This window comes from Treponema berlinense (assembly GCF_052273165.1).
Classification (GTDB): Bacteria; Spirochaetota; Spirochaetia; order Treponematales; family Treponemataceae; genus Treponema_D; species Treponema_D berlinense_A.
This window is the reverse complement of sequence record NZ_DAVZIU010000011.1, coordinates 1-26,756: the sequence shown is the minus strand read 5'-3', so window position 1 is coordinate 26,756 and position 26,756 is coordinate 1. Positions and strand designations below refer to the sequence as shown.

Below are 26,756 nucleotides of genomic sequence, written 5' to 3'. Positions count from 1 at the left end.
TTTGAATCGGTGGCATTAAAAACGGAGATTTAAGCAGATGAGAATTTTAAAAATAGAAATTGAAAATTTAAATTCGCTCAAAGGTTATTGGAGCATTGATTTTGAACATCCAGATTATAAAAAAAATCACGACCTTTTTGTAATAAGTGGCGAAACTGGTTCTGGAAAAACTACAATTTTGGATGCGATAACGCTTGCTCTTTACGGACGGACTCCAAGACAAAAAAGCTTAAGGTCAGAAAACGAAGTTATGACTCGCCACACCGCAAATTGTATGGCGCGCGTAACATATTTTTGTAAAAATGGAAAATTCGAGTCGAGTTTTGAGCAGGGCAAGGCGCGCGGAAACTGTAATGGAAATTTGAAAAAATGTGAATTTTATATAAAAAATCTTGAAACTCAGCAAAAAGAAACTTTTTCGACGGGAGATTCGGTTTCAAAAAGAACTGCGGAAATAATTCACCTTGATTATGACGAATTTTGCCGGTCGGTTATGTTGGCGCAAGGCCAGTTTGACACTTTTATAAACGGAGATTCTCGAAAAAAAGCGGAAATTCTTGCAAAATTGAACGGAACTCAAAAATATAGAATTTTTGCACAGAAAATTTGGACAAAGGCAAATGAAGAAATTAAAAAATTTAAGGAATTAAAGGAAAAAACAGAGGAAATTCAAGTTTTGACAGAAGATGAAGTAAATGCGCTTAAAGAAAGCCAGAAAATTTTTTCTGAAAAAACAAGTCAAAATCAAAACAAAACAGCAAAAATTCTTGATTCGATAAATTGGCTGGATTTGCTCGAAAATGCAGGTTTAAAAAAGGATTCCGCCGTTCAGAACAGAAAGTTGTTTGAAGAAGATGAAAAAAAATTTGAAGAAAAAAAACAGCTTCTTTTAAAAGCGGAAAATGCCGGAAAGTGCGAAGTTGAATACGTCACTTTTAAAAATTTAGAAAAACAGCAGACGGAAAGTGAGCAAAAACTGAATTTTTCGCAAATTGAATTGAAAAAAATCGAAGCAGAATCGGCAATTGCAGAAAAAAATGCCGGAGATTCAAAAAGAGAGAGGGAAAATGCAGAAAAAGAGCTGGAAGAAAATTCTATAATTTGGAATGAAGTGCGAAAAATAGATGCTGAACTTGTGCCTCTCAAAAATACCTGGAATACTTGCCTTGAGCGAAAAACAAATGCCGAAAACGAATTTATTCAAAAAAAGAGCGATCTAAAAAAGCTATGCAAAAAAATTGAAGAACTAGACGAGAAAAACCAAAGGCTTTTGTTTTTTGTAAAAGAAAATTCGGCTGATGAACAATTGCAGCAAATTCTTCCAGTTTTAATTCAATTAAAAGACAGTTTTTTTGCTCAAAAACAAAAATTGGCGGAGCTTGAGAGTGAATTAAGACGAGAAGAGCAAAAATTTGAAAAATCAAATTCTGAAAAAGACGAAATTTGTTCCGAATTGGAAAAATCCTCTGAAAATTTAAAAAATCTCGTAAATTCAAATTATATTTTGGTTTCGACGATTATCCGAGATTCCTTAAAAGATGGAAATTCCTGTCCTGTTTGTGGCTCAAAATTTCATAAGAAATGTGAAAAAAACGCAGAAAAAGAAGATTTTGTTCAAAACGATAAAAAATCAAGTCTGGTAAAAAACGAAATTATTGAGTTGAATGAAAAAATTGAAGAGGGGAGGGCGGAACTTCAAAAAATTGAACTGCAAATTTCTGTTGGAAAAAACAAAATTGAGGCCTTAAAGAAAAATTTTGCGGAAAAAGATACAGAATCTTCAAAAATTGTAGAAAAAATCAATTCGGAACTTTTGCCCTGGTCGCTCAAAGTTCAAAAAAATGAAACTGAAGAAAAAATTTTGTTTTTAATAAGCGGTTTGGAATCAAGAAGCAGAAAGTTTATTCAGCAAAAAGTGGAACTTGAAGACTGTGTTGATGAAATTGAAAAACTCAAAATTCAAAAAAATGGATTTGATATAGAAAAGATAAAAGAAAATCTCGAAAAAGAAAAAGTTGAATATGAAAAAGCAGAAAAAATTTTTAATTTAAAAAGGCTTGAACGCGAAAAAATTTTTGGTGAAAAAAATGTTGATTTTGAAGAAAAAATTTTAAAAGAAAAAGCCGAAAAATTAAAAAAACTGGCAGAAAATTTTGCTGAAGAAAAAAGCAGGGTTTTGGAAAAAAAAGCAAGAATTTGTTCGGAAGTTGAAAATTTAAAGCTTACAATCGAAAAAAACAAACCGTTTTTGCAGGAAAAACGATTCGCGCTCGAAAAAAAACTTGCCGAAAACGGTTTTTTGAGTGTTTTGGAACTAGAAAACTGTCTTTTGAGCAAGGAAAAAATTCCTGAATTAAAAAAAGAGCAGGAAAATTTAAAAAAACGAAATTTTGAAACTTTACGGGATTTAAATAATTCAACCGAAGAATTTGAAAAAATTCAAAACGAAAAAAAGACGGATTGTTCTAAAAATGAGCTTTTGGCAGAAAAAAATGAGATTGAAAAGGAAATTGCCGAGGCAAACCAGCAGATTGGAAGCATAAAAAATCAACTGGTGGAAAATGAGAAGCAGGGAGAAGCTTTAAAGATCGCCCGTCAAAATCTTGAAAAGTGTGCAAGACAGAAAGCTATTTGGGAGCAAATTCAAAAGTTTATCGGAAAATCGACTGGCGAAGATTTTGAAGTTTTTGTCGAATCTTTGGCGTTAAAAAATCTTTTGGTAATTGCAAACCGTTATGTTTTTGAAATTTCTGGAAAATATACGCTTGTGCAGAAACCTGGTGAAGTTGATTTTGTTGTTCATGACGAAAATTATCCTGACGAGAGGGATAACCGTTCTGTTACAAATATGAGCGGCGGAGAAAGATTTATAATCAGTCTTTCTCTTGCTTTGGGAATTGCTGAACTTGCAAGCAGAAATGTGCGCGTTGATTCTCTGTTTTTGGACGAAGGTTTTGGAACTTTGAGCGGAGAACCTTTGACTCAGGCAATCGCCGCTTTAAAATCTCTTCAAAACAAAGGCAAAATGCTTGGAATAATTACGCACATTGACGCTGTAATTCAAGAATTTGACCAGAAAATTCAAGCCGTAAAGAAAAACGGCGGAGTGAGTGAACTGGCTGGTTCGGGAATTACAAGGCAAAAAATGTGATTTAGTTACTTTTGTTTCCCAAAAAAACGGCAATTGGTTTTAGATAGGAGATATTTTCGCAGACAATTTTTATTATAACCATTAACGGAACTGCAAGAATCATTCCCAAAATTCCCCAGAGCCAGCCGGCAAGAGAGAGCGAAACAAGAATAACAAACGGCGAAATACCGAGGTTGTCGCCTTCAATTTTTGGTTCAATTACGTTTCCAAGAATCATATTTACTGCAATAACCCAGATTCCGATTATAATTGGAGCAACTGGCGACGGATAAAACTGGATGATTGAAAAAAGAATTGTGATTGCGCAGGAAGCTATTGAGCCAAACGTTGGAATAAAATTGAAGCAAAAAGCCAAAAAAGCCCAGACTAGAGGAAAGTCCATTCTTGTAATTGCGCATGCAATAAAAATAAAAATTCCGGTAAAAAGCGAAATTACGAATTTAATTGAGATGTAATGAGTTGTGTCTTTTATTATGTTGTGCACGATTTTTATAACGCGTAGGTTGTGTTCGTCTGTAAATGCAAGTCGAACCTTGTGCTTGGTCTTTTTGAATTCTGCAAGCAGAAAGATTGAGAGCAAGACTACGAGAAAAAGAGTTTTCATAAAAATTACGACAGAACCAGTAAAGTCAATCGCAAGAGATTTTAAATATTCAAGAATATTGAACTGGTTGTTTAAATTTGCAAAAAGAGAAGCTTCTTCGTCAAAATTTAAAAGTGCAAAAAATTTGGAATTTGGATGGGCTTCGATTGCGAGACGGATTGAATCTTGAATTGCATTGAAACGTTCCTGGTAGCGAGGAATTGCAAGAACAACTGCTTTAAAACTTGCCGTAAGAATGTTTGCAACAAGAAAAAATGCGATAAAAAATGCAATGTAGACGATTACGGTCGAAAGCCACCAGGGAAGTTTTATAAAAAGGCAGAGGCGTTTTATGAGAGGATAAAAAACAAGAGACAGCAAAATAGCAAGCACGACAGGTTTAAAAACATCTGCCATTACCTTAAAAAGCATTCCGCACAGAATTGTTAAAAAAAATAGAAGGATGAAAAAAATCCCTTTTAAAAATTTATTGTTTTGGTTTTCCATTTGTTTTTTCCTTTAGGGTAGTTTAGTAGAGTCATTGTCTAAATTCAATTGGTTATCTTAAATCGTAATAGTAATTTTAAGTTTTATTGTTTTTTTAGGCTGACATTTTCTAATGTTGATTGATAAAACTCAAAGTTTGGAGTATAAAATTTAAAATAATTATGAATGAAGAAGACAAATTTTTATTAAAGACATTGAAAAAAATATATTCGCAGATTTTGGATGAGCGGACGGATATGTTGCGTTCTGACGGAGAAAATGAACGGATTGCGGTGGAATATGATGATTCAATTGCGCGCTTAAAAAGGCTTTTGCCTGAAATTCACGAAGTTTTTGATATTTACAAGCTTGCAGAAGAGGATTTTGTTTTTATTATCGAAACTTTAGAAATGTACTGCGAAAGTTTTATAGTTGATGGTCGGACAAAAGATTCAAAAGAACGCGACGAAAAAGAATTTGAAGAATTGCAAAATTTTCTGGATCAGTTTTACGACGACGAAATTGATGCAGATGAGGAGTCTGATGAAAATTTTGAGGGCGAAGAATAATTTTTATTTATGAAAAATCAGTTTGAAAGAATTTGCCTTACTTTTGGTAAGGACAGAATGGAAAAAATTTTTGCTTCAAGAGTGATTGTTTTTGGAATTGGCGGAGTTGGAAGTTACGTTGTCGAAGCTCTTGTTCGTTCTGGAATTGGAGCAATTGATATTGTTGATGATGATACAGTTTGCCTGTCAAATATAAATCGCCAGCTTTTTGCCCTTCATTCGACGCTTGGAAAAAACAAGGTCGATGCTGCCGAAGAGCGGATTTATGACATAAATCCGGACTGCAAGGTTACAAAGCACAAAGTTTTTTTTACGCCGGAAACCGCCGGTCAGTTTGATTTTTCGGTTTATGATTATGTCGTTGATTGTATTGATACTGTAACTGGAAAACTTGCAATTATTGAAAAGGCAAAAGAAGCCAGAGTGCCGGTTATAAGCAGCATGGGAGCCGGAAACAAGGTTAATCCGTCTTTGCTGGAAGTTGCCGATATTTCGAGGACGAGCGTTTGTCCGCTTGCCAGAGTTATGCGCACCGAACTTAAAAAACGCGGAATTAAACGGTTAAAATGCGTTTTTTCGACAGAAAAAGTAATTCCTCCGAAAGAAGATGAATTTAATTCTGATGAAATTGAAGAAAAAAATTGCGGACATTTAAAAAGGCAGACTCCAGGAAGTAATGCTTTTGTTCCGCCGGTTGCAGGCCTTATGATTGCAGCAGAAGTTGTAAAGGATTTGACAGGTTTTTGATTTGTAACCGTTACGGTAATCGGAGTTGTCAGAACGCTCAGATTTTCATATCCGAGCTGCCCTTCCGTTTCGGCTTCCATCATTTCTCCAGTGTTGACCTCGTCGCAAAGCCATGCGTAGAATTTCTGCGTGTTTACGATAAGATCCGCTTTGTCTACGAGAAAAAATAATGCCCACAGTTTCTCTGTTCGTCTAGTCCACTTTACTTTTTCTAGAAATCGGTTGACTTTGCCACGGGAAGCATCTTGTCCATCAGGGCGACTGTATTGGCGCAGATGTTGCGGATTCCCGTGCAGCTGTCCGTACCTATGGGGAGAAACGCCTAGTTTTTCCGCGACTTCCTTTACGGTGTATGTCTGTTCCATACAAAAAAGTTTAGCACATTCGAGTTGGTAGAAGTCATGGGGGGCATGTCGTTTTCCCCTATAAAACTCCTTTCGGTCCTGTGGAACTTCAAGTTCAATTTCGCTAATGCTGGACTTTACTGTTTTTGATGTCGTATTCAGAAAGAAGGCTTCTGACGATTTCTCTTTTTCCTTCTGTCATTACGACTTTGTGTGGTGGTATTTTTCTTTTGCCAAAGCAGGCTCCTGTGTTTATTTTATCACAGTGCCTACTTTTTAGGAATTTACAGAAAGATTTTCACAGAGTCCTGCGAATTTAAAAGTTTTTAGAAAACTGTAACAACTTCGCCGTTTGGGTATTTTTTGTTGATGTATTCTTTTACTTTTTCGCTTTCGATTGCCTTGATGAGGGCTTTGATAGCAGGTTTGTTTTCGTTGCCAGCTTTTACTGCGATTACGTTTACATAAGGTGAAGATGAGCCTTCAACAAAAAGTCCGTCTTTTTTTGCAGAAAGTCCTGCTGGAAGAGCATAGTTTCCGTTGATTACAGCAACGTCAACATCGTCAAGCACTCGTGGGAGCGAAGCGGCTTCGATTTCTTTGAATTTAAGTTTGAGAGGATTCTTTTTAACATCGAGAGGTGTTGCTTCAATTCCTGCACCTTCTCTCAGAGTGATGAGTCCTGCTTCCTGAAGGAGCAAAAGCGCGCGTGCTTCGTTTGTCGGGTCGTTTGGAATTGCTACTGAGGCTTTCTTTTTGAGGTCTGAGAGCGACTTGATTTTGTGAGAATAAACTGCAAATGGTTCAACGTGAATTCCTGCTGCATTTACAAGGTGATAGCCTCTTTCTTTGTTGAACGATTCGAGGTATGGAATGTGCTGAAAGTAGTTTGCGTCAATGTCGCCTGATTCTACTGCATCGTTTGGTGTTACATAATCTGTAAATTCGATTACCTGAAGGTCGATTCCCTGTGTCTTGAGATCATCTTTTACAAGGTTGAGGATTTCTGCGTGTGGCTCTGGAGTTGCTCCAACTTTGAGAACTGTTTGTGCGTTTACTGCAACTGCTGCAAGTAAAGCCGATGTGATTGCCAGGATTTTTTTCATATCTTACATCTCCTTTGTCGATATTTTGATTGCCGATAGATATACTAGGTAATAATTTTTATGTCAAGCAGTAAAAAAAATTATTTTTAATCGGTATTTGTTAAAAAATGTAGCAAACTTTTTGAACTGCGACAACTGTTAACAGAACTGCGTCAAAAATATTTAAATTTAAAAAGTTGCAGAGTGAAGAATTTGCAGAAAAAATTGCATAATTGACAGTCTGTAAAAAAATTATCGGCCTATCGACAAAAAATTATTTTTTTATTAAAGTAAAACCATCTTTTTTGGAGGTGCATGAAAAATGGCAGTTTATTTTGAAAAACTCGTACGCCAGAATTTCCGCAACGGTGTCATGTGCCTTTCTCCTCGTGCCCTTTAATTTTTTTTCAGATTAAATTTCCTGCTTTTTAAATTTTTCCTGGGCAACTTCTCTTTTTATTTATTCTTTTTTTTACAACAGGCATATTGTTTTTTTTAGCCTTGCTGTTTTTTGTTGCGGAGTTTTTATGGAATTTTCAAATTATTGTTTTGATACGATTTGTGTTCAAGGTAGTTCAGATGTAAAATCTGTGGATTTGTCGGGAGCGATTTCTGTTCCGCTTGTTCAGTCGGCAACTTTTGCTCATCCGGGACTTGGAGAGTCGACTGGTTATGATTATTCAAGGCTTTCCAATCCGACGCGGAAATTTTTAGAAGAAACAGTAGCTGCTCTCGACGGAGCAAAATTTGGCTTTGCGTTTAGTTGCGGAATGGCAGCAGAAACTGCTTTTTTTAGCATGCTCGAAACAAAAAGCCACATTATAAGCTCGGACGACATTTATGGTGGTTCTGTCAGGCTTTTTAACACAATTTTAAAAAAACAGGGAATCGAAACAACTTTTGTAAACACTTCTAGTCTTGATCAGATTGAAAAAGTTTTTCGTCCGGATACAAAAATCGTTTTTATCGAAACTCCTGGAAACCCGCTTATGACGATTACGGACATTAAAAAAACAGCAGAACTTGCTCATTCGCACGGAGCGCTTCTTGTTGTCGACAATACTTTTTTGACCGCCTATTATCAAAAACCGCTTGCACTTGGCGCTGACGTTGTAATTCAGTCGGGAACAAAATTTCTTGCAGGGCACAATGATGTTCTCGCTGGTTTTGTTACGACAAATAACAAAAAAATTGCCGAAAATATGGCTTTTATAACAAAAACTACAGGTTCAATGCTTGCTCCTTTTGACAGTTGGCTTACAATCCGCGGATTAAAAACTCTGACGGTCAGATTGGAAAAACAAAGTAAAAATGCCACAAGACTGGCTCAATACTTAAAAACTGAAAAACTTATAAAAAAAGTTTTGTACATTGGATTGCCAGAAACTCCAGGACACGAAATTCACAAATCGCAGGCGAATGGTTTTGGAAGCATGATTTCGATTTATTTGGACAGCAGCAAAACGGTTGAACGATTTTTACGCAAAATTCGAATTTTTCGGTATGCGGAAAGCTTGGGTGGAGTAGAAAGCCTTGTAACTTATCCGCTTACTCAAACACATTCGGAAATTCCGGAAGAAAAACGCAGGGAAAAAGGCATAACTGAAACTTTACTCCGGCTTTCTGTCGGAATCGAAAATTTTGAAGACTTAAAAAATGATATAAAGCAGGCTTTGGAAGATTAAAAAGCGGGCGCCCCGGCACAGAGTGCCGGCCGGGCTTTGCAGGGTTCCGGCTTTCGCCTGCATTGCTCCGCAACGGCTTTGCCGCCCTTCCAATCCCTGGCGCATTTAAAACTAAAAATAAACTTATTTACTGGAGTTTATAGGAGAAAAAATGACTTTTGATTTTGATAAAATTACAGACCGTTCTAATACCCTGGCAGTAAAATACGATTTGGCAGAAGTCCGCAATAAACCTGTTGACGCGCTCAGTCTTTGGGTTGCCGACATGGATTGGCCGACAGCTCCTTGTATTACAGACGCTCTAAAAAAACGCTGCGACCACGGAATTTTTGGTTACAGCTGGCCAGATTCTCGTTATTACGATGCGTTGAAAAAATGGTACAAAAACCGGCACAATTTTGAAATTAAAACCGAATGGGTTGTTAATACTCCTGGAGTTGTTTTTGCAATTTGCATGGCAATCCGCGCTTTTACTTCTGAAGGCGATTCTATTCTTATTCAGCGGCCGGTTTACTATCCTTTTTCTAAATCGATTATCAATCAAAAAAGAAAACTCGTGAACAGTCCATTAGTTTTAAAAAACGGACATTACGAAATAGATTTTGAAGATTTTGAAAATAAAATTGTTTCTGAAAAAGTAAAACTTTTTATCTTGTGTTCGCCTCACAATCCTGGCGGAAGGGTTTGGAAAAAAGAAGAGCTTTTAAAATTGAGCCAGATATGCTTAAAACACAACGTTTTGGTTATAAGCGATGAAATTCACTGCGATATAACTTTTGAAGGTCAAAAACACACAGTTTTTGCGCTTCTTTCTGAGAAAGTCGCTCAAAATTCAATTATCTGCAATTCTCCGAGCAAAACTTTTAATTTGGCAGGACTCCAGTTTTCAAATATCGTAATTCCGAACGAAAAACTGCGGAATTCTTTTATAAAAGAGATTGAATGTACTGGCTACGATGAGCCTCCTCTTATGGGAATTGAAGCCGCCACTGCTGCTTATTCTGACGGCGACGAATGGTTTGAGCAGGTTCGTTCGTATATTTGGCAGAATATTTTGTTTGTAGAAAAGTATATTTTGGAAAATTGCCCGAAAATCAAGGTTTACAAGCCAGAAGGCACTTATCTTTTGTGGCTTGATTTTTCTAATTTTGAATTAACGGACGCTCAGATTGAAAATAAAATTCTCAACAAGGCAAAAGTCTGGCTTGACCGTGGAACAATGTTTGGAATTGAAGGAGAGAAGTTCCAGAGAATAAATTGCGCCACTCCAAGAAAAATTCTCGAAGCGGCGCTTAAAGCGATTTGCGGCGAGTTTAAAAATAATTGAATGGAGGATTGAATTTTTTAATTAAATTACGTAGTCAAAACCGTTAAATTCGCGGTTTTTTTCGGCAATTTGTTCGAGGGTAATGCTGTCAACGTATTGGTTTACCGCTTCGTCAAAACCTTGCCAAAAAGCGTCGTTTCCAACGGAAGAAACTGTATTTCCTTCGGATACGCCTTTTGGGCTTAAGTTGCCTTCCATTGCCCGTAAAATTTCTCCAGCTGTGTATTGGTCTGGAGTTTTTGCGAGCCTGTAGCCGCCGTTATTTCCGCGCAAACCGACAACAAGTCCGGTTTTGCTGAGTTGCATTAAAATTTGTTCGGCATATTTTATGCTCAGGTTGTGGCGATGACTTAAAATTTTTAGCGCTACGTATTTTGAAGGGTTTTGTTCTGCAAGGTCGGTCATAAGCAAAAGCGCGTATTGACCCTTTGTTGAAATTTTTAACATAGAAGTATCTCCAGGAAAAATTTTTCTAAAAAGGGGATTTTTAGAAGTGTTATAAGAATAACCTATAGAATTGGTAGTATTATAGCATTTTTTTTGATTTTTCCAAAGCGATATTTATAGAAAAAAATTGTGCGTGGCAAGCACGGTACGAGATTTTGCTAGCGCAAAACTCGATTATTGATGTGTTCGCTAAAGCGAACGACCTTGTTCTTATGGACAAGGGATTTTTGCGTGGCAGGCACGCTGCGAGATTTTGCTGGCGCAAAACTCGATTATTGATGTGTTCGCTAAAGCGAACGGCCTTGTCCTTATGGACAAGGGATTTTTGCGTGGCAGGCACGCTGCGAGATTTTGCTGGCGCAAAACTCGATTATTGATGTGTTCGCTAAAGCGAACGGCCTTGTCCTTATGGACAAGGGATTGAAGTACCGCGGATGCGTTCCGGAGTAAAACGGAGGAATGGAGCGCTGTGGCGCGGAAGTACGGAAAGCCCGGTTTTTGCGAAAGCAAAAATGGCCCAAAAAATTTAAAATGGAGGTTTTTGTGGCAATTATTGAATTAAAAAACATAACTAAAACCTTTGAGCAGGACGGAAAAATTTTTGACGCGGTTAAAGATGCTTCTGTTTCGGTTGAAAAAGGCGAAATTTATGGAATTATCGGTTTTAGCGGCGCAGGAAAGTCGACTCTGGTGCGGACGATTAACCTTCTTGGAAGACCGACTTCGGGACAGGTGATTGTAAAAGGAAGGGATTTTCTTTCGCTTTCGGAAAAAGAACTGAGGCAGGAACGAAAAAAAATTGGAATGATTTTTCAGCATTTTAATTTGATGAAAAGCCGCAATGTTTTTGAAAATGTTGCTTTTCCGTTAAAACATTCTGGATTTTCTAAGGAGCAGATTTCGCAAAAAGTTCATTCGCTTTTGGAACTTGTAGAAATTAACGACAAGGATAAAAATTTTCCGTCGCAACTTTCTGGTGGGCAAAAACAACGTGTTGCGATTGCACGTGCTCTTGCTAACGACCCGGATATTTTACTTTGCGACGAAGCGACGAGTGCTCTTGATCCGACAACGACAAAGGCGATTTTAAAACTTCTAAAAAAACTTAATAAAAAACTGGGGCTTACGATTGTAATTATTACGCACCAGATGGAAGTTATAAAAGAGATTTGCGACAAAGTTGCGGTTATGGAACACGGAAAAATTGTTGAGCAGGGAGATGTGTTCAATATTTTTGCAAATCCGCAGAATGAAGTTACAAAACGCTTTATTAAGGCGACTTCGAGCTTAACAAAAATCGAAGAATTAATTGAAGAAAACAGTCCAGTTGTTCATCTGGAAAAAGGCGAATATCTTGTCCGTTTTTCGTATATTCAAAAAAACGTGAGCGAACCTTTAATCAGTGCAACTTCGCGAATTTACGATGTGACGATGAATATTATTTTTGCAGAAATTGAAATTGTTCAGAATGCGCCAATCGGTGGAACAATTGCAATTATCAGCGGAAAAAAAGAAGCGATTGAACGCGCTCTTGAACATATCCGCGAAGAGAATGTTGGCGTGGAGGTTTTAAAAAATGCTTGAGTTTTTGACAAAAATTCTTCCGAATTTGATGGCGAATAAGCGTTATGTGAATTTTGGAATTTCGATTGTTCAAACTTTGCAAATGACGCTTTGGGCTGGCGCAATAAGTTTTGTTTTGGGACTTGCTTTTGGAATTATCCTTGTTGTTACAAAAAAAGGAGCGATTCTCGAAAACAAAATTGTTTATCAGATTTTGGATAAACTGATAAATTTTTTCCGCTCGATTCCGTTTATTATTTTGCTTACGGGAGTTATGCCGTTGAGCCGGCTTATTATGGGAACTTCGATTGATGTCCGCGGTGCGATTGTGCCTTTGGTTTTTGGAACTGTGCCGTTTTTTAGCCGGCAGATTGAAACCGCTCTTGCAGAAGTTGATTCCGGTCTTGTAGAAGCAGCTGTGAGCATGGGGTTGAGTCCGTGGGATATTGTTCTTCGGGTTTACCTGAAAGAGAGCGTTGGTCCGATTGTCCGTGGAACTATGATTACGACGGTAAGTTTGATCGGATTGACGGCAATGGCAGGAGCAGTTGGAGCTGGCGGTCTTGGTAATTTTGCAATTCAGTACGGACACGATATGAATATGCAGGACATAACCTGGCTTACGATTATTTTGCTTGTTATTGTTGTAAATCTTATTCAATGGGCAGGAACAAATTTTATAAAAAAACACACGCATTAAAAAAATTGCTTAAAAAAGCAAAAAAATACAAAAACTATTGCATAAAAAAAATAAAAGTTGTATAAACAAAATATAGTTTACCTAGCGATTTAGTAGGAAATAAAAAACAAAAAGACTTTTTAAAAAATCAGGTCTTTTAAGGGAGATTCTTATGAAAAAAAACATTGCGATTTTGGCGAGTGCGCTTGCACTTATTTCGGTTTTTTTTACTTCTTGTGGTGAAAAAAAATCAAACACAGTAAAACTTGGCGTTGTCGGAGCAATGTACGAAGAAATTTGGAAACCTGCAAAAGAAGTGCTCAAGGCGGAAGGAATTGACCTTCAGGTTGTGCTTTTTACAGATTACAGCACTCCAAATACAGCGCTTGCAAACAACGACATTGATCTTAACGCTTTCCAGCACAGAATTTTTTTGGAAGCAGATTCGGCTTCTCGCGGATACAATTTAAAGATTGTAGGAAATACGTTCATAATTCCGCTCAACCTTTATTCAACAAAAGTAAAATCTGTAGCAGAACTTAAAGATGGCGCAGTTGTTGCAATTCCAGACGACGTTACAAACGGCGGACGCGCACTCAAAGTCTTGCAGGCGGCAGGACTGGTAACTCTCAACGAAAATGCTGGGTTTAATCCGAGAATCAACGATGTTCTTACGAGCAAAGTTCAAATTAAAGAACTCAAGGCAAACACAATTCCTTCAGCATTGCCAGACGTAGATGCGGCGATTATCAACGGAAACTACGCTCTGAGCTTTGGAATTAAAACAGAAAGCGCAATCTTTGCCGACACGAGCCTTACTGAAAAAAATTACTGGAACTTGATTGCCGCAAATGCCGAAAGCCTCAAAGACTCAGCAAAGGTGGAACTTTTCCGCAAAGTCGTAGCAGCATTTCAGACGGCCGAAACCGAAAGAATCTTTAACGAAAATTATGGCGGATATTTTATCAAGGTAGGCTGGGACGAAGACGAACTTTCTGCCCGCCTCTCAGAATAAAAAACAGACTCAACCTCCGGACTTTTTGTTTGGAGGTTTTTGCGATTAAAAAGGAGGGGAAAGTATTCCCCTGCGCGTCCACTTTGTTGGCCGCTACCCCTTCTAGCGGGGACACCCCGCAACGCCCCGGGGTATCCGCTTAAAAAGGAAATGTAATATATGGAAGAAATTAAACAACTTTCAAAAATTATAAAAGACGAAAGCCGGATTATTTACGGTGAAAAAATAGAAAAAAAATTTCTTTCGGACACATTGGGGCGCAAGCAGGGAAAAGCGGCAGCTCTTGTTTTTGTAAAGTCGACGCTGGAAGTGAGCGAAGTTTTAAAATTTGCCCACAAAAATAAAATTCCGGTAACTCCGCGTGGAGCAGGAACAAATCTTGTAGGTTCGACAGTTCCGTTTGAAAATGCAATTATAGTCGATTTTTCGCAGATGAACAGAATTCTCGAAATTGACAGGGAAAATTTTACAGCGACTGTTGAACCAGGCGTTATTCTGCAGGATTTTCAAAAATATGTAGAAAGCCTTGGGCTTTTTTATCCGCCAGATCCTGGCGAAAAAACAGCATCAATCGGTGGAAACATAGCGACAAATGCCGGCGGAATGCGTGCTGTAAAATATGGCGTTACAAGAAATTATGTAATGGGACTGGAACTTGTGCTTGCGGACGGAACAATAATTCAAACTGGTTCGAAAAACCGCAAAGATACAACTGGTCTTGATATAAAAGACCTTGTAATAGGTTCTGAAGGAACACTTGCCGTCATAACAAAATGTCTTTTAAAGCTCGTTGGCAAACCGGAAAGTTCTGCAAGCATTTTAATTTCGTACGACAGTCTTAAGACTGGAATTGAATCTGTTCCGCGTATTTTAAAGGCAAATATAAATCCGACCGCAGTTGAATTTATTGAACGAAAAGTTGTCGAAATGGGCGAAAAATTTTTGAACAGCGTAAGTCCTGCCGAAAAAAATATTCATTATCCTGATGCTGATTGCAAAGCCTATCTTTTGATTACTTTTGACGGAAGCAGGGCGGAAATTGACGCTGCTATTTTAAAATTAAAAGAAATTGTAAAAAACATAAGCCGGGGCGTTTTTGTTCTGAACGGCACCGAACAAAGCACAAATATCTGGCGGGTGCGCGGTTGTCTTGTAAAATCTGTGGAAGCGGTGAGCGAGCAGGAGCCTTTGGACATTGTTGTGCCGATTAGTCAGGTTGATAAATTTGTGGAATATGTAAACAGTCTCGAATCAGAAACTGGCATGCAAATGATAAGTTTTGGACACGCTGGTGACGGAAATGTCCATTTGTGTGTGGTTCGGGGTAGCCGGAGCGAAGAAGTCTGGCAAAAAGAACTTCACGAAAATCTCAAAAAATTGTATGAACACACGCTCAGTCTTGGAGGCTTGATTTCGGGTGAACACGGACTTGGTGTAAGCAAGCGCGAATTTTTCTTTGGGCAGACTCCACAGGAAAATGTAGCATTGATGAATGCTATAAAACAGGCGTTTGACCCAGAAAAAATATTGAACAGAAAAATTAGTTATGTAAAATAACTGGTGCAAAACGAGCGGCCTTTGTTTTTAAAGCCAAGGGATTGGAAGGGCGGCAAAGCCGTTGCGGAACGAAGCGGAGCAATGCAGGCGAAAGCCGGAACCCTGCAAAGCCCGGTTTTTGGCTGACAGCAAAGCTGGCTGACAAAAATGGCCCAAAATAATAAAAAAAAAATTTAGATAAGAGGCAAAATAGCAATGAAATCTTTATCTGTTAGAACTGCAAATTTTACTGATTCGGTTATACGCAGAATGACGCGCATTTCGTTAAAATACGATGCTGTAAATTTAAGCCAGGGTTTTCCGGATTTTGAACCACCAAAGCCCATTTTGGACAGGCTTGCGCAGGTTGCTTACGAAAATTTTCATCAATACTCGTTAACGTGGGGAGCGCAGAATTTTCGCGAAGCGTTGGCGATAAAACAGTCAAAATTGATGGGAATTCCTGTCGACCCGAATTCCGAAATTGTGACAACCTGTGGCGGAACAGAAGCGATGATGGCGGCAATGATGACTATTTGTAATCCTGGCGACAAAGTTGCGATTTTTTCTCCATTTTATGAAAATTACGGAGCGGACACTATTCTTTCTGGCGCAGAACCGGTTTATATTCCACTTGTTCCGCCAAAGTACAGTTTTGATCCAGAAAAACTCGAAGACGCATTTAGGGTTGGAGCAAAAGCACTGATTTTGTGCAATCCTTCAAATCCGTGCGGAAAAGTTTTTACTCTTGAAGAAATGACGGTGATTGCTGAACTTGCAAAAAAATACGATGCCTATGTTGTAACCGATGAAGTTTACGAGCATATTATTTACGCACCGAACAAAATGGTTTATATGGCGGCACTTCCAGGCATGAAAGAACGAACAATTGTCTGTGGCTCGCTTTCCAAAACTTATTCGCTTACAGGTTGGCGACTTGGTTATACAATTGCTCCTCCAGAAATTACCGACCGTATAAAAAAAGTTCATGATTTTTTGACGGTAGGAGCGGCCGCGCCTTTGCAGGAAGCAATAGTTACCGGTTTAAAATTCGGGCAGGAATATTACGACGAATTGACGGCAAAATACACTCACAAGCGCGACATAATGTGCAAAGGCCTGGATTCAATCGGTCTTAGGCACAATGTTCCGGAAGGCGCTTATTACATAATGATTGATTTTAAAGATTATATGAAAAAACTCAACGTAACGAGCGATCTTGAGTTTGCAGAAATTCTTTGCCGGGATGTTGGAGTTGGAATGGTTCCAGGCTCTAGTTTTTTTAAGGAAAATATAAACGATTATCTGCGGATTCATTTTGCAAAAAAAGACGAAACCTTGAACTCAGCTCTCGAGCGGCTTTCAGAAATCAACCGAAAGTTAAAATAAAATTCGACTGGCAATAGGCAGACAAAATAAAACGTTTTAAGAATTTTTAAAGCGCAAAAAAATTCTGCCAGCCCCAGCCAGACTCGACTTATTTACACTCAATCTATTTCCTTTGAAATTTAATGCACGATATATTAAAATAAAACCATATTTTGCATAATAACCAATGGGGGTTAGCTGTGTCTGGTTTGATTAAAAAAGTTAGTTTGCGTGATCAGGTTTATGAATATTTAAAGAATGGAATTTTAAATCAGGATTTTAAGCGTGGCGAAAATATAAATCTTGACGAACTTTGCCGGACTCTCGGTGTAAGCAACACTCCGATTCGTGAAAGCATAAATCTGCTTGTAAAAGAAGGCTTGATAGAATACAAGCACAATATGGGATTTTTTGTAATCGATCCAGACAAAACGACGGTAAACGAAATTCTACAGGTTGTTTTTTTTCTTGTAGTTGCAGCGTACCGTTTTTGTTATCGCAGTGGAAAAATGCAGAAAGTTTTGCCGGAACTCGAAGCCCAGCTTCAAAAACAAAAAAAACTTTTGGACGAAGGCAATGCGGTTGGATATGTCGACATTACGCACGATTTTGAGCGCTGCATAATCGAAGGTGTAGGTAACTCAATGCTGGTCAAAGAATATGATGCCAAAGAAACTTTAATGGCATTTATTTCGACCTATTATTCTGACAACAAACTGGAAGCCCTAAAAACAATTTACGCACAGCACTCGCACATTCTCGAACTTATGAAAGCCGAAAAACTCGAAGAAGCCGTGCTTGCGATGCGCGAGCATTATTACAAACCGGAACTTTACGTAAACGATTAGAATCAGAAATAAAATTCGGGCGTTCCGGCTAAAGCCGTCGCTATGTTCCAGGTTCCGCTTACGCTCCAGTCGCCTGCGGCGACCGGCTTTGCCGCCTTGCACAGCGCTAACGCTTTTTTGCCGAAAAAGTTCCAATCACTTGGATTATCTGAACAAAAATAATCAAAATTATAACTGTGCTTGTCATTAACGGGGTGTTGAATCTTTGATAACCGTAAGTTAAAGCTAAATCGCCAACTCCGCCGCCACCGACAGCTCCAGCCATTGCCGTTGCTCCGAGCAAACCAACAGTTCCTGTCGTAATTCCCAAAATAATCGAACCTTTTGCTTCTGGCAGAACGAATTTAAAAATCGTCTGAAAAATTGTTGCTCCCATCGCCTGGCTTGCTTCTATAATTCCCTTGTCAGTTTCAAAAAGTGCGTTTTCTATGAGCCGTGCAAGATACGGAGCAATGTATGCCGTAAGAGGAACAAGTGCTGCTGTTGAGCCTACGCGGGTTCCGACAATTGCTTTTGTAAACGGCATAATGTATACGATCAAAATTATAAATGGAACTGAACGGATTATATTTATAATTGCGCTTATTATATTGTAGATAATTTGATTTTGCTTTATTCCGCCTTTTCGCGTTAAAAAAAGAATTATTGCAAGCGGAAAAGCGATTAAAAGTCCTGCCAAAAGCGAAATTCCTACCATATAAACAGTTTGTCCTATGCTGAGCCAGATTTTTGAAGCGCTGATACCAAATATCATAATTTAACCTCCACTGCCGGAACCTTGTGTTCCTTAAAAAAAGTTTCTGCTGCCGTTAATTGCTTTTCTTCGCCAGTAATCTGCACTGTCTGAAAACCGACAACTTTTCCTTCAAGTTCTGTGACTGTTCCGTACAAAATCGAAATATTTACGCCAGTTTCCTTGATCGCAAGCGACATAATCGGGTTGTCGGCGTTTTTTCCGTCAAAACGCAATCGAACGACTTTTTGAGGCTTGTCGTAATCTTGTAAATAAGTTTTTACACTTTCTGGCAACTGGTCGTTAATTACAGTGCGGATAAAACCTCTTGTAGTTTCTTTTTGCGGATTTCCAAACACGTCGATTACTTTTCCGCTTTCGACAAGTTCGCCTTTTTCCAGAACAGCAACTTTATTGCAGACTTTTTGAATTACGTTCATTTGGTGTGTAATCATCAAAATCGTAACGTTTAAATCTTTGTTTATTCTTTGTAAAAGCTCCAGAATTGAATCTGTGGTTTTCGGGTCTAAGGCGCTTGTTGCTTCGTCGCAGAGCAAAATTTCTGGATTGAGGGTCAAAGCCCGTGCAATTCCAACGCGCTGTTTTTGACCGCCAGAAAGTTCGTTTGGAAAAAAATTCGCTTTTTCGTCCAGTTCGACAAATTTTAAAAGCTGATTTACGCGGGCTGTAATTTTTGATTTTGACCAATGCTCAAGTTCCAAAGGAATTGCAATATTTTGAAAAACCGTGCGGCTTTCGAGCAGATTAAAATGCTGAAAAATCATTCCGATATTTTTTCGAAAACCGCGAAGGTTTTTGCCTCTTAATTCAAGAACATTTTCGTCATTTACAATTACGCTTCCCGAAGTTGGTTTTTCCAAGGCATTTATCATGCGCACAAGAGTTGATTTTCCAGCTCCAGAAAAACCGATTACGCCAAAAATGTCGCCTTTTTGTACGGAAAGCGAAATATTTTTTAGAGCGTGAACTTCGGAATTTTTGGATTTAAAAGTTTTGCTGATATTTTTAAATTCGATAATATTTTTCATAAAAACTCCTGGATTTTGCGTTAGGGATTGTAAGGGCGGCAAAGCCGTTTGCGGTTGCTTGCAACCGCAAATGCAGGCGAAAGCCGGAACCCTGTAAAGCCCGGCCGCTGCTTGCGGCGGCAACGCCCTTAAACTTTGCAGAATTTAATTGAACTCGTATCCTTTTGGAACCCAGAAAAGTCCATTTTCGTAATTTGTTTTTTCGAGATAAGCTTTAAATTCTGCGCTGTGGTAGGCGGCAACTAAGTCTTTTGCCCATTGGGAGTTTACATTGTCTTCGCGGACAACAACCTGCAAAATCAAGTGAGGAAGAACATCTTCCTTTGCGAGCGCTGTGCTGGCGTCAATTCCGGCATTGTAAACGATTGAACCTGTAATTATTACAAAGTCAAAATCGTCCTGAACCTGAGGAATGTTCAAGCTTTTCATTTCGGTAAACTGAATATTGTACGGATTTGACGCAATGTCTTCACTTGTGACTGTCGAAAGATTTACATTTTCGCGCAAAGTAATCCAGCCGATTTTTTGAAGCAGAGTATAAGCTCGGGCTGTATTTGCCGGGTCGTTTGGAACGGCAATTTTTGGGTTTTTTATATTCTTGATTTCGTTCGTCGATTTGTAATGGCTCGAAAACATGCTCGCTGGAACGGTCGGAATTGGTGTAATCGGAACAAGATGTCCGTTATTTCCTTTGTTATAGTTTTGAGCGTAGGCTGTGTGCTGTTCAACGTTAAAATCAACATCGCCACCATTTACAGCATCGTCCGCCAAAGAAAGTTCAGAATAGTCGTAGCCTTTTAAGGTGTAGCCTTTTTCTTCCAGAATCGGTTTAACCGCGTTTTCAAAAAGCACGGTGTAAGGTCCTTGCGAACGGCTGTAAGTGAGCGTTTTTTTTGCCGGATCCGCATTTTTGTTGGACTCAGCCTTTTTTGTGCAGCCCATCAATGCCGCTCCAGAAATAATTAAAGTTGTTAATAAAAATAATTTTGTAACTCTCATAAAAACCTCCTGTGAGTTGCATTTTTTTGGGTGCTTCCTTCGCTTTGCTCAGGTCGGGTGTTCCACCGTTGCGCTTTCGCTCCAGCCGCTTCCTTCGCTTTGCTCAGTCCAGTGGCCGCCTTCGGCGCGGTTACATACCCTAGCACTTCTATTTTTTTTCTAAAAACCTATTGACTAACTAGGTAAAAGCAATATATAACAAATATATCAAAACAACCTAGTATGTCAATAGGTATACAGGGGGAATATAAAATATTTTTTTTTACAGATAAGGCGGAGTGTAAGATAAAAACAGCTGAAAACAACATCTGTTTTTATCTTTACAAGTTTGCGTTGCAAACTTTCTTATCATAAGGTGTTTCTCATTTTGTTGCGAAACATCTTAAAAAGTCAATTCTAAAACTGAAGTTTTAATCTTGACTTTTTATGGGAGGTAAAAATGAACAATTTATCGTCAAAAGAAAATTCTGCAAAATCAGAAAATAATTCACCATTCTTTATAGAAGCAAAAAATCTTTTGGAATACATGTGGGAACAGCGCTGCTATTTTCATTCTCATCCGGAACTTGGGCTTAAAGAATTTGAAACTTGCAACAGAATTGAGCAAGAACTTAAAGCTTTAGGTTTATCTCCTTACAGAGTTGACCAAACAAACGTAATCGCCGAAATTGACAGCGGGCGTCCCGGCAAAACTCTTTTTTTGAGGGCAGACATAGACGCTCTTCCTGTTCAGGAAGCAAATAAGGTTCCATATAAAAGTCAAAATCCTGGAATTATGCACGCCTGTGGGCACGACGGACATGCGGCTTATCTTCTTGGAACGGCAAAGCTTTTATTAAAACACAAGGCGGATTTTTTTGGAAAAGTTATTTTGTGCTTTCAGGCTGCGGAAGAAATCGGCAAAGGCGCTCGCCAGATTATTGAAGCAGGTGTTTTGGACAAGGTTGACAGAACTTTTGGAATTCACTTTCAGGCGGGAATGGAAGTTGGAAAAATCGCTGTAAAAACTGGAGCGGACATGGCAAGCTGCGACCGAATAAAAATCAAAATTCACGGAAAAGCGGCTCATATTACAAGACCTCAGGACGGAGTGGATTCTGTTTTTATTGCAAGTTTAATTGTTGCAAAACTTCATACTGTTGTTTCGAGAATAATTTCGCCGGTTGAAGGAGCTATTTTGGGAATCGGTTCTATTCATTCTGGGACAACGTACAACATAATTGCCGGCGAAGCCGAAATTGAAGGAACAATCCGCACTTTTAGCGCAGATAGCCGCAAAAAACTTGCAGAAAAAGTTGAAAAAATCGCAAAAAATACGGCAGAAGAATTTGGGGGCAGGGCAGAAGTCGAGATTGAAGATATTTGCGATCCTTGCACAAACCCAAAAGAAACAGCAGAAGAAGTTGTAGAATCGGCAAAAAAAATTACAGCGCCAGAAAATGTAATTACAGACTTGGAAAAGCGTTTTGGTTCGGACAATTTTGCAGATTATTCAAGAAAAGCTCCTGGAACATATGTCCACGTAGGCTCTTCCGACAGCGAAAAAAACAGTTGGCCGCATCACAACGAACATTTCGACTTGGCAAAAGAAAGTCTGGCGTATGCCGCTGCTCTAACATTGCAGTATTCGCTGGATTATCTGAACAAAGGTTTGTAAAAATATATATTTTTCAGTAAGTTTTAGTGTATAAAAAGAGTATTTGTCGCTTCTCTTACACAAAAAAATGTGCTTAAAAAGCTTTTAACACGTTTATATTTTTACAGTCGACAACTTTTTACTTTATTTTTTATAGTCGTTTTGTTATAATTACTATAAATAGAAACGAAAGAATCTGCCAGATTTGTGCGGATTTTTGCGGAGGAAAATTTTATGGATATGCAGATGAACTTTGTTCGCAAACTTCCAGTTCCGGCTGAATTAAAAAAACAGTTTCCGCTTGGAGAAGAAGTTGCAAAAATTAAAGAAGAACGCGATCAGATTATAAAAAATATTTTTGAAGGCAAAGATGACCGCTTTTTGCTGATTATCGGACCTTGTTCTGCCGACAACGAAACTGCCGTTCTCGACTACATGAACCGTATGGTAAAAGTTCAGGAAAAAGTTAAGGACAAGATTTTTATTATTCCGCGCGTATACACAAACAAACCGCGCACAAAGGGAACTGGCTATAAAGGCATGTTGCATCAGCCTGATCCGACAAAAGGCGAAGATATGCTTGCTGGAATCATTGCAATCCGCGAAATGCACACACGCGTTGTAAAAGAAACTGGCTTTACCTGCGCCGAAGAAATGCTCTATCCAGAAAATCACCGTTATCTTTCTGACTTGCTCGCTTACGTTGCAGTTGGCGCTCGTTCCGTCGAAGACCAGTTGCACAGAATTGTCGGAAGTGGTGTTGGAATTCCAGTCGGAATGAAAAATCCAACTTCTGGCGATATTTCCGTAATGATGAATTCAATCACAGCCGCCCAGGCTCATCAAAAGTTCTTGTACCGTGGCTGGGAAGTAACGACAGACGGAAATCCTCTCGCACATGCAATTTTACGCGGATATGTAGATGCTTACGGTCGGGCTCATGCAAATTATCATTACGAGGATTTGCGTGCGCTGATTGACGCTTATGCCGAATCAAAACTTCAAAATCCTGCCGTAATCGTAGACTGCAACCATTCAAATTCCGGCAAAAAATATCTTGAGCAGATAAGAATTTCAAAAGACGTAATCCACAGTTGCCATTCGTCTGAAGACATAAAAAAAATCGTAAAAGGACTTATGATTGAAAGTTATCTCGAAGACGGTGCACAGGCAATTGGCGATGGAGTTTACGGAAAATCAATTACCGATCCGTGTCTTGGTTGGGAAAAAACCGAAAAACTGATTTACGACCTGGCAGATTATCTGTAATTTTTGTATGCGGGCGGCTTTTAGACAGTCTTGCGACAGTCTAAAACCGGGCTTTGCGTACTTCCGCGTCTTCGCGCTCCATCGTTTTGCTTTGCAAAACGACGCCTTCGGCGGTACTCCAATCCCTGCCGCAAAAATTGACCAAAATATTAGTTTTTGTTAAAAAAAGGTTAAAACTTCATATAAATGAAAATTTAACCTTTTTTAATGTTATAATAACATTATGAAATCTGTAAAAGAAATGTCGGTTGACCAAAAATTGGTTCAGCTTGCAAAAGAAATAATTGAACTTACGCCCGAAAAAGACGAGCTTCCTCTAAAAGTAATCGAAATTTTAATCAACGATGAAGAAGTACAGGCGATTCAGGATTACGCAAACACTGTTTCGATAGTTCGTCTTGGCTTTAACGACCATGGACCTGTTCATATGCGCACAGTTTGCCGGAATGCGCTCAAAATGCTTAAAATTCTCTACACTTGTGGCATAAAAACCAGCCTTGAAAACGAAAATGCCGGAAGTTTTTCTGACAGCGTAACAGCGGTTGTAATTGCAAGCTTTTTTCACGATTTTGGAATGACGATTGGCAGACAGGATCATGAACTTTATTCAGGGATTTTGGCATTCAACATGATAGAAAGAATTTTAAAAACTGTGCTTCCAGAATCAAAAGACCTGAACCGGCGGGTTATAATCCGTTCTATGGCGCTTGAAGGGATTCTTGGTCACATGGGAACAAGAAAAATTCATTCTATAGAAGCAGGTCTTATTCTTATTGCCGATGGTTGCGACATGACAAAAGGTCGTGCACGAATTCCTATGGAAATGAATTCAAAACCGTCTGTTGGCGATATTCACAAATATTCTGCAAATTCAATCGAAAAAGTAAAAATTCTTCAAGGTAAAGAAAAACCAATAAAAATCGAAGTGCATATGAGTGCTGACGTTGGATTTTTTCAAATTGAAGAAGTTCTTCTGCAAAAAATAAACAACAGTCCGGCAAAAAACCTTGTAGAGCTGTTTGCAGGCGTTGAAGGGCAGGATGAAAAGCAATATTTATAAAATTTAGTTAAAAAAATCTATAAAAGTAGTTTTTTTTGAAAAAACTACAAATTTAATATTGCAAAAAACAGTTTGAAAATTTATCATAGGCTCATAGGCTCATAGGCTCATAGGCTCATAGGCTCATAGGCTCATAGTATGTATTTTGAAGGAGTTTTGCATGCTTTTAGCCATTCTTGGCACATTTGTATTATCTCTAGTTTTTTGTCCGCTAATTATTAAAATTTGTAAACGGTTAAGCCTTTATGATGAAGTTGATCCGCGCAAAATTCATACAGGAAACATTCCTCGCCTTGGCGGAATTGCAGTTTTTGCCTCTCTTTTAATTGTCTGGTTTTTTGTTCGTTTTGTTTTTAAAATTGTAGTGCTTAGTTCTTATTGGCCTTTATTCATAGGTTTTACAATTATTCTTATTTTTGGAATTTTGGACGACATTTTTAATATGCACGCAAAATTAAAGTTTTTAATGCAGATGCTTGCAGCTTTAGTTGTGAGTGTAAGCCCTTATCATTTTACAACATTTTTATATTGGAAATTTCCGCCTTTTGTCGGCGAAATTCTTACTTTTTTTTGGATTATTTCAATTGTAAATGCTTATAACCTGATTGACGGAATGGACTGTGTTTGTTCAGGAATTTCATTTTTTGCCTGTCTTTCAATAGGTTTTATGCTTTTTCAAGCACATAACGGCATGAGCCTTATTTATTTTATGCTCTGCGCATCTTTGCTCGGATTTATGTATTGGAACAAGCCAAGTGCAAAAATATTTTTGGGCGATGGCGGAAGTCAAACCTTAGGATATTTGATTGCTGTTTCTCCATTTTTCTTTTTTGACAATCCAAGATTTAATTTCCGCGAAATTCCAATGATGGTTCTTATGTGCTCAATTCCTTTGACAGATGTAATTGCAGCAATTTGGAGACGGTTGCGTGAGCACAGAAAGATTTTTAGTCCTGACAGGGCACATATTCATCACAAACTTTTGAATATTGGTTTTTCAAAAAATGCGGCAATTTTGTTTTTACTGTCAATTCAGGCAACTGTTACACTTGCAATTATTATTTCGTATTTTATGAAAGATCTTTCGGCAATTTGTCTTATGGCGTTCTGTCTGATTTTTGTATGGGGAATTTTTATTACTTTCCATTATTTAAATAGGGCGGTCAATCTTTTGCACAAGGGCAAGTTAGAAGACCATCCAATGGCAGAACATTAAAATTGTCTTAAAAAATGAACTTTTTTTTCGTAGCCTTGGGAGGAGCCATAGGTGCTTGCGCTCGATATGCAATTAGCCTTATTCCTGTCAAAACACAATTCCCGATTCTGACGCTTGTTACAAATTTTTTAGGCGCAGTTCTTATTGGATTTGTCGTCGGAATCGCAGAAAACAAAAATATTTCAAAAAATACGATCCTTTTTCTAAAAACAGGAGTTTGTGGCGGATTTACAACATTTTCAACATTCAGCCTCGAAGCCTATAATCTTTTTATGACCAAAAATTGCGGACTTTGTGGGCTGTATGTTTTTTTGAGCGTAGCAGGCTGTATAGCGGGAGTCTGGCTCGGAAAAAAAATCTATTTTTAATTTAATTCAAAATCAAAGTCAAAAAATACAGCGACATTCCTTGTCATTCTTGCAGTTTATAATGTAAATCATATGGCAAAAGGAGGAAGAAAAATGGGAATTATTTTCGGATTTATATTTTTTTGTATCATTTTTTTTATAGTTTCTGCATATATCGGAACACAAGGGCAGTCGCAAAGACAATATCATAATTATGGACAGGATTACGACGAAGAAGATTTTGACGATGAATGTTCAGATTATGCGGATTTTGAAATCAGATCAGCAAAGGGAAAACGGGATTATTTTTCTGATGATCCTGCACAGGATTATTGCTCGTATTATTCTCAAGTTGCGGACAATGCGGATACGGGCGATCGGGATTCTGTGGATGAGATGAACGGAGAATGGTGATTTTTAGCCTTTAAGGTCAAAACACTTCAATTTTGCAAATGGCGGGCATTGATAAACTGCAATTTCGGAGATATTTGATTCCAAAGGTAATTCAATTTTACTGGCAATGTTCAAAATCTCAGTATACTGATTTTGATTTAATCTGGTGGCAAGGGTAGTGTGAGGAAACCAGATTTCAGGTGTATAATATCCGTTTTCGCCTTTTTCAAATTTTGGAAGAATAAGCTCGTGTAATTTTTTGTTTATTTCAGCTAAAAATTCATCTTTTTCAGGTTTTAAGAAAAGAACTTTATTGTTGAAGTTTCCAATTTTGGTGAATTGAATAATGCCTGATTTTTGATTTTTTGAGAATTCTTCTACAAGCTGCAGAAGTTTTTGTTCATTTTTTTTAGATGAATGAAAAGCTCCGATTGTCATGTGCGGAGGAATCTTATTTTCAATAATAAAGCGGTTTCCAGTTGTCAACAGTTTTTTAGCTCAGTCTTGCAATTTGCTTAAAATCATAACCAAGCATCAACAAACCCCATTCTGTTCCGACTTTTTTTGAACCGCGAAGATGAAATCTGCGGAATTTTTGGTTGGCTTTTATCTGGCCAAAGA

General features: G+C 38.2%; 25 protein-coding genes. 17 read left to right on the top strand and 8 right to left on the bottom strand.

What is annotated here, in order from left to right; genetic code table 11:
* Positions 1–37: 37 nt before the first annotated feature.
* Positions 38–3,151 (top strand): AAA family ATPase, encoded by a 3,114-nt coding sequence (locus ACT6XC_RS05285; protein ID WP_443741057.1) that lies wholly within the window; start codon positions 38–40, stop codon positions 3,149–3,151.
* Position 3,152: 1 nt separating this feature from the next.
* On the opposite strand, the gene ACT6XC_RS05280 is transcribed toward ACT6XC_RS05285, so the two are convergent.
* The gene (locus tag ACT6XC_RS05280; protein WP_443737718.1) at positions 3,153–4,241 is read right to left on the bottom strand and encodes an AI-2E family transporter; all 1,089 of its coding nucleotides are present in this window, start codon (positions 4,239–4,241) and stop codon (positions 3,153–3,155) included.
* Positions 4,242–4,402: 161 nt separating this feature from the next.
* On the opposite strand from ACT6XC_RS05280, the gene ACT6XC_RS05275 reads away from it, so the two are divergent.
* Positions 4,403–4,789: a hypothetical protein gene (locus tag ACT6XC_RS05275; protein WP_443737719.1), complete on the top strand. Its 387-nt coding sequence runs from the start codon at positions 4,403–4,405 to the stop codon at positions 4,787–4,789.
* A 9-nt stretch (positions 4,790–4,798) separates the two neighbouring features.
* Complete coding sequence (locus ACT6XC_RS05270) at positions 4,799–5,536, top strand: tRNA threonylcarbamoyladenosine dehydratase (protein WP_443741056.1); 738 nt, start codon at positions 4,799–4,801, stop codon at positions 5,534–5,536.
* A gap of 670 nt (positions 5,537–6,206) precedes the next feature.
* Here the strand turns inward: ACT6XC_RS05270 and ACT6XC_RS05265 are convergent.
* Positions 6,207–6,986: a MetQ/NlpA family ABC transporter substrate-binding protein gene (locus ACT6XC_RS05265; protein ID WP_443737727.1), complete on the bottom strand. Its 780-nt coding sequence runs from the start codon at positions 6,984–6,986 to the stop codon at positions 6,207–6,209.
* Positions 6,987–7,492: 506 nt separating this feature from the next.
* Between ACT6XC_RS05265 and ACT6XC_RS05260 the strand changes: the two genes are divergently transcribed.
* The gene (locus ACT6XC_RS05260; RefSeq protein ID WP_443741055.1) at positions 7,493–8,650 is read left to right on the top strand and encodes a trans-sulfuration enzyme family protein; all 1,158 of its coding nucleotides are present in this window, start codon (positions 7,493–7,495) and stop codon (positions 8,648–8,650) included.
* 151 nt (positions 8,651–8,801) lie between these two features.
* Positions 8,802–9,977: a MalY/PatB family protein gene (locus ACT6XC_RS05255; RefSeq protein ID WP_443741054.1), complete on the top strand. Its 1,176-nt coding sequence runs from the start codon at positions 8,802–8,804 to the stop codon at positions 9,975–9,977.
* Positions 9,978–9,998: 21 nt separating this feature from the next.
* On the opposite strand, the gene ACT6XC_RS05250 is transcribed toward ACT6XC_RS05255, so the two are convergent.
* Positions 9,999–10,424 (bottom strand): RrF2 family transcriptional regulator, encoded by a 426-nt coding sequence (locus ACT6XC_RS05250; RefSeq protein ID WP_443737730.1) that lies wholly within the window; start codon positions 10,422–10,424, stop codon positions 9,999–10,001.
* 543 nt (positions 10,425–10,967) lie between these two features.
* On the opposite strand from ACT6XC_RS05250, the gene ACT6XC_RS05245 reads away from it, so the two are divergent.
* The 6 genes from ACT6XC_RS05245 (at position 10,968) to ACT6XC_RS05220 (ending at position 17,433) form a co-directional block, all read left to right on the top strand.
* A complete protein-coding gene (locus tag ACT6XC_RS05245) occupies positions 10,968–12,008 on the top strand; it encodes a methionine ABC transporter ATP-binding protein (RefSeq protein WP_443741053.1) in 1,041 nt (346 codons plus the stop codon).
* The gene (locus ACT6XC_RS05240) at positions 12,001–12,687 is read left to right on the top strand and encodes a methionine ABC transporter permease (RefSeq protein WP_443741052.1); all 687 of its coding nucleotides are present in this window, start codon (positions 12,001–12,003) and stop codon (positions 12,685–12,687) included. Before ACT6XC_RS05245 ends, ACT6XC_RS05240 begins: the two co-directional genes overlap by 8 nt.
* Positions 12,688–12,838: 151 nt before the next feature.
* Positions 12,839–13,681, top strand: coding sequence for a MetQ/NlpA family ABC transporter substrate-binding protein (locus ACT6XC_RS05235; RefSeq protein WP_443741051.1), 843 nt, complete (start codon positions 12,839–12,841; stop codon positions 13,679–13,681).
* A 159-nt stretch (positions 13,682–13,840) separates the two neighbouring features.
* Entirely contained in the window at positions 13,841–15,238 is a 1,398-nt protein-coding gene (locus ACT6XC_RS05230; protein WP_443741050.1) for an FAD-binding oxidoreductase, read from the top strand.
* Between the two features lie 195 nt (positions 15,239–15,433).
* Positions 15,434–16,606, top strand: a complete 1,173-nt coding sequence (locus ACT6XC_RS05225; RefSeq protein WP_443741049.1) for a pyridoxal phosphate-dependent aminotransferase — start codon at positions 15,434–15,436, stop codon at positions 16,604–16,606.
* A 179-nt stretch (positions 16,607–16,785) separates the two neighbouring features.
* Positions 16,786–17,433 carry a GntR family transcriptional regulator gene (locus ACT6XC_RS05220; RefSeq protein WP_443737736.1) on the top strand — a complete coding sequence of 216 codons (648 nt, stop codon included), beginning with the start codon at positions 16,786–16,788 and terminating at the stop codon, positions 17,431–17,433.
* Between the two features lie 106 nt (positions 17,434–17,539).
* On the opposite strand, the gene ACT6XC_RS05215 is transcribed toward ACT6XC_RS05220, so the two are convergent.
* From ACT6XC_RS05215 to ACT6XC_RS05205, 3 genes are all read right to left on the bottom strand, one after another.
* The gene (locus ACT6XC_RS05215; RefSeq protein WP_443741048.1) at positions 17,540–18,187 is read right to left on the bottom strand and encodes a methionine ABC transporter permease; all 648 of its coding nucleotides are present in this window, start codon (positions 18,185–18,187) and stop codon (positions 17,540–17,542) included.
* Entirely contained in the window at positions 18,184–19,215 is a 1,032-nt protein-coding gene (locus ACT6XC_RS05210) for a methionine ABC transporter ATP-binding protein (RefSeq protein ID WP_443741047.1), read from the bottom strand. The genes ACT6XC_RS05215 and ACT6XC_RS05210 overlap by 4 nt, the downstream gene beginning before the upstream one ends.
* A gap of 144 nt (positions 19,216–19,359) precedes the next feature.
* Positions 19,360–20,214 carry a MetQ/NlpA family ABC transporter substrate-binding protein gene (locus ACT6XC_RS05205; RefSeq protein WP_443741046.1) on the bottom strand — a complete coding sequence of 285 codons (855 nt, stop codon included), beginning with the start codon at positions 20,212–20,214 and terminating at the stop codon, positions 19,360–19,362.
* 439 nt (positions 20,215–20,653) lie between these two features.
* Here ACT6XC_RS05205 and ACT6XC_RS05200 point away from each other — a divergent pair, with 439 nt between their 5' ends.
* The 6 genes from ACT6XC_RS05200 (at position 20,654) to ACT6XC_RS05175 (ending at position 26,156) form a co-directional block, all read left to right on the top strand.
* Entirely contained in the window at positions 20,654–21,871 is a 1,218-nt protein-coding gene (locus ACT6XC_RS05200; protein ID WP_443741045.1) for a M20 metallopeptidase family protein, read from the top strand.
* A 213-nt stretch (positions 21,872–22,084) separates the two neighbouring features.
* Positions 22,085–23,119 (top strand): 3-deoxy-7-phosphoheptulonate synthase, encoded by a 1,035-nt coding sequence (locus ACT6XC_RS05195; RefSeq protein WP_443737741.1) that lies wholly within the window; start codon positions 22,085–22,087, stop codon positions 23,117–23,119.
* Between the two features lie 223 nt (positions 23,120–23,342).
* Complete coding sequence (locus ACT6XC_RS05190) at positions 23,343–24,179, top strand: phosphohydrolase (protein ID WP_078931683.1); 837 nt, start codon at positions 23,343–23,345, stop codon at positions 24,177–24,179.
* A 160-nt stretch (positions 24,180–24,339) separates the two neighbouring features.
* Positions 24,340–25,395: a glycosyltransferase family 4 protein gene (locus tag ACT6XC_RS05185; RefSeq protein ID WP_443741044.1), complete on the top strand. Its 1,056-nt coding sequence runs from the start codon at positions 24,340–24,342 to the stop codon at positions 25,393–25,395.
* A 14-nt stretch (positions 25,396–25,409) separates the two neighbouring features.
* Entirely contained in the window at positions 25,410–25,763 is a 354-nt protein-coding gene (gene crcB, locus ACT6XC_RS05180) for a fluoride efflux transporter CrcB (RefSeq protein ID WP_443737743.1), read from the top strand.
* A gap of 93 nt (positions 25,764–25,856) precedes the next feature.
* Positions 25,857–26,156: a hypothetical protein gene (locus ACT6XC_RS05175; RefSeq protein WP_443737744.1), complete on the top strand. Its 300-nt coding sequence runs from the start codon at positions 25,857–25,859 to the stop codon at positions 26,154–26,156.
* Positions 26,157–26,159: 3 nt separating this feature from the next.
* Here the strand turns inward: ACT6XC_RS05175 and ACT6XC_RS05170 are convergent, their stop codons facing one another.
* Positions 26,160–26,621 (bottom strand): 2'-5' RNA ligase family protein, encoded by a 462-nt coding sequence (locus tag ACT6XC_RS05170; protein WP_443741043.1) that lies wholly within the window; start codon positions 26,619–26,621, stop codon positions 26,160–26,162.
* A 7-nt stretch (positions 26,622–26,628) separates the two neighbouring features.
* Entirely contained in the window at positions 26,629–26,745 is a 117-nt protein-coding gene (locus ACT6XC_RS05165) for a hypothetical protein (protein ID WP_443741089.1), read from the bottom strand.
* Positions 26,746–26,756 lie beyond the last annotated feature (11 nt).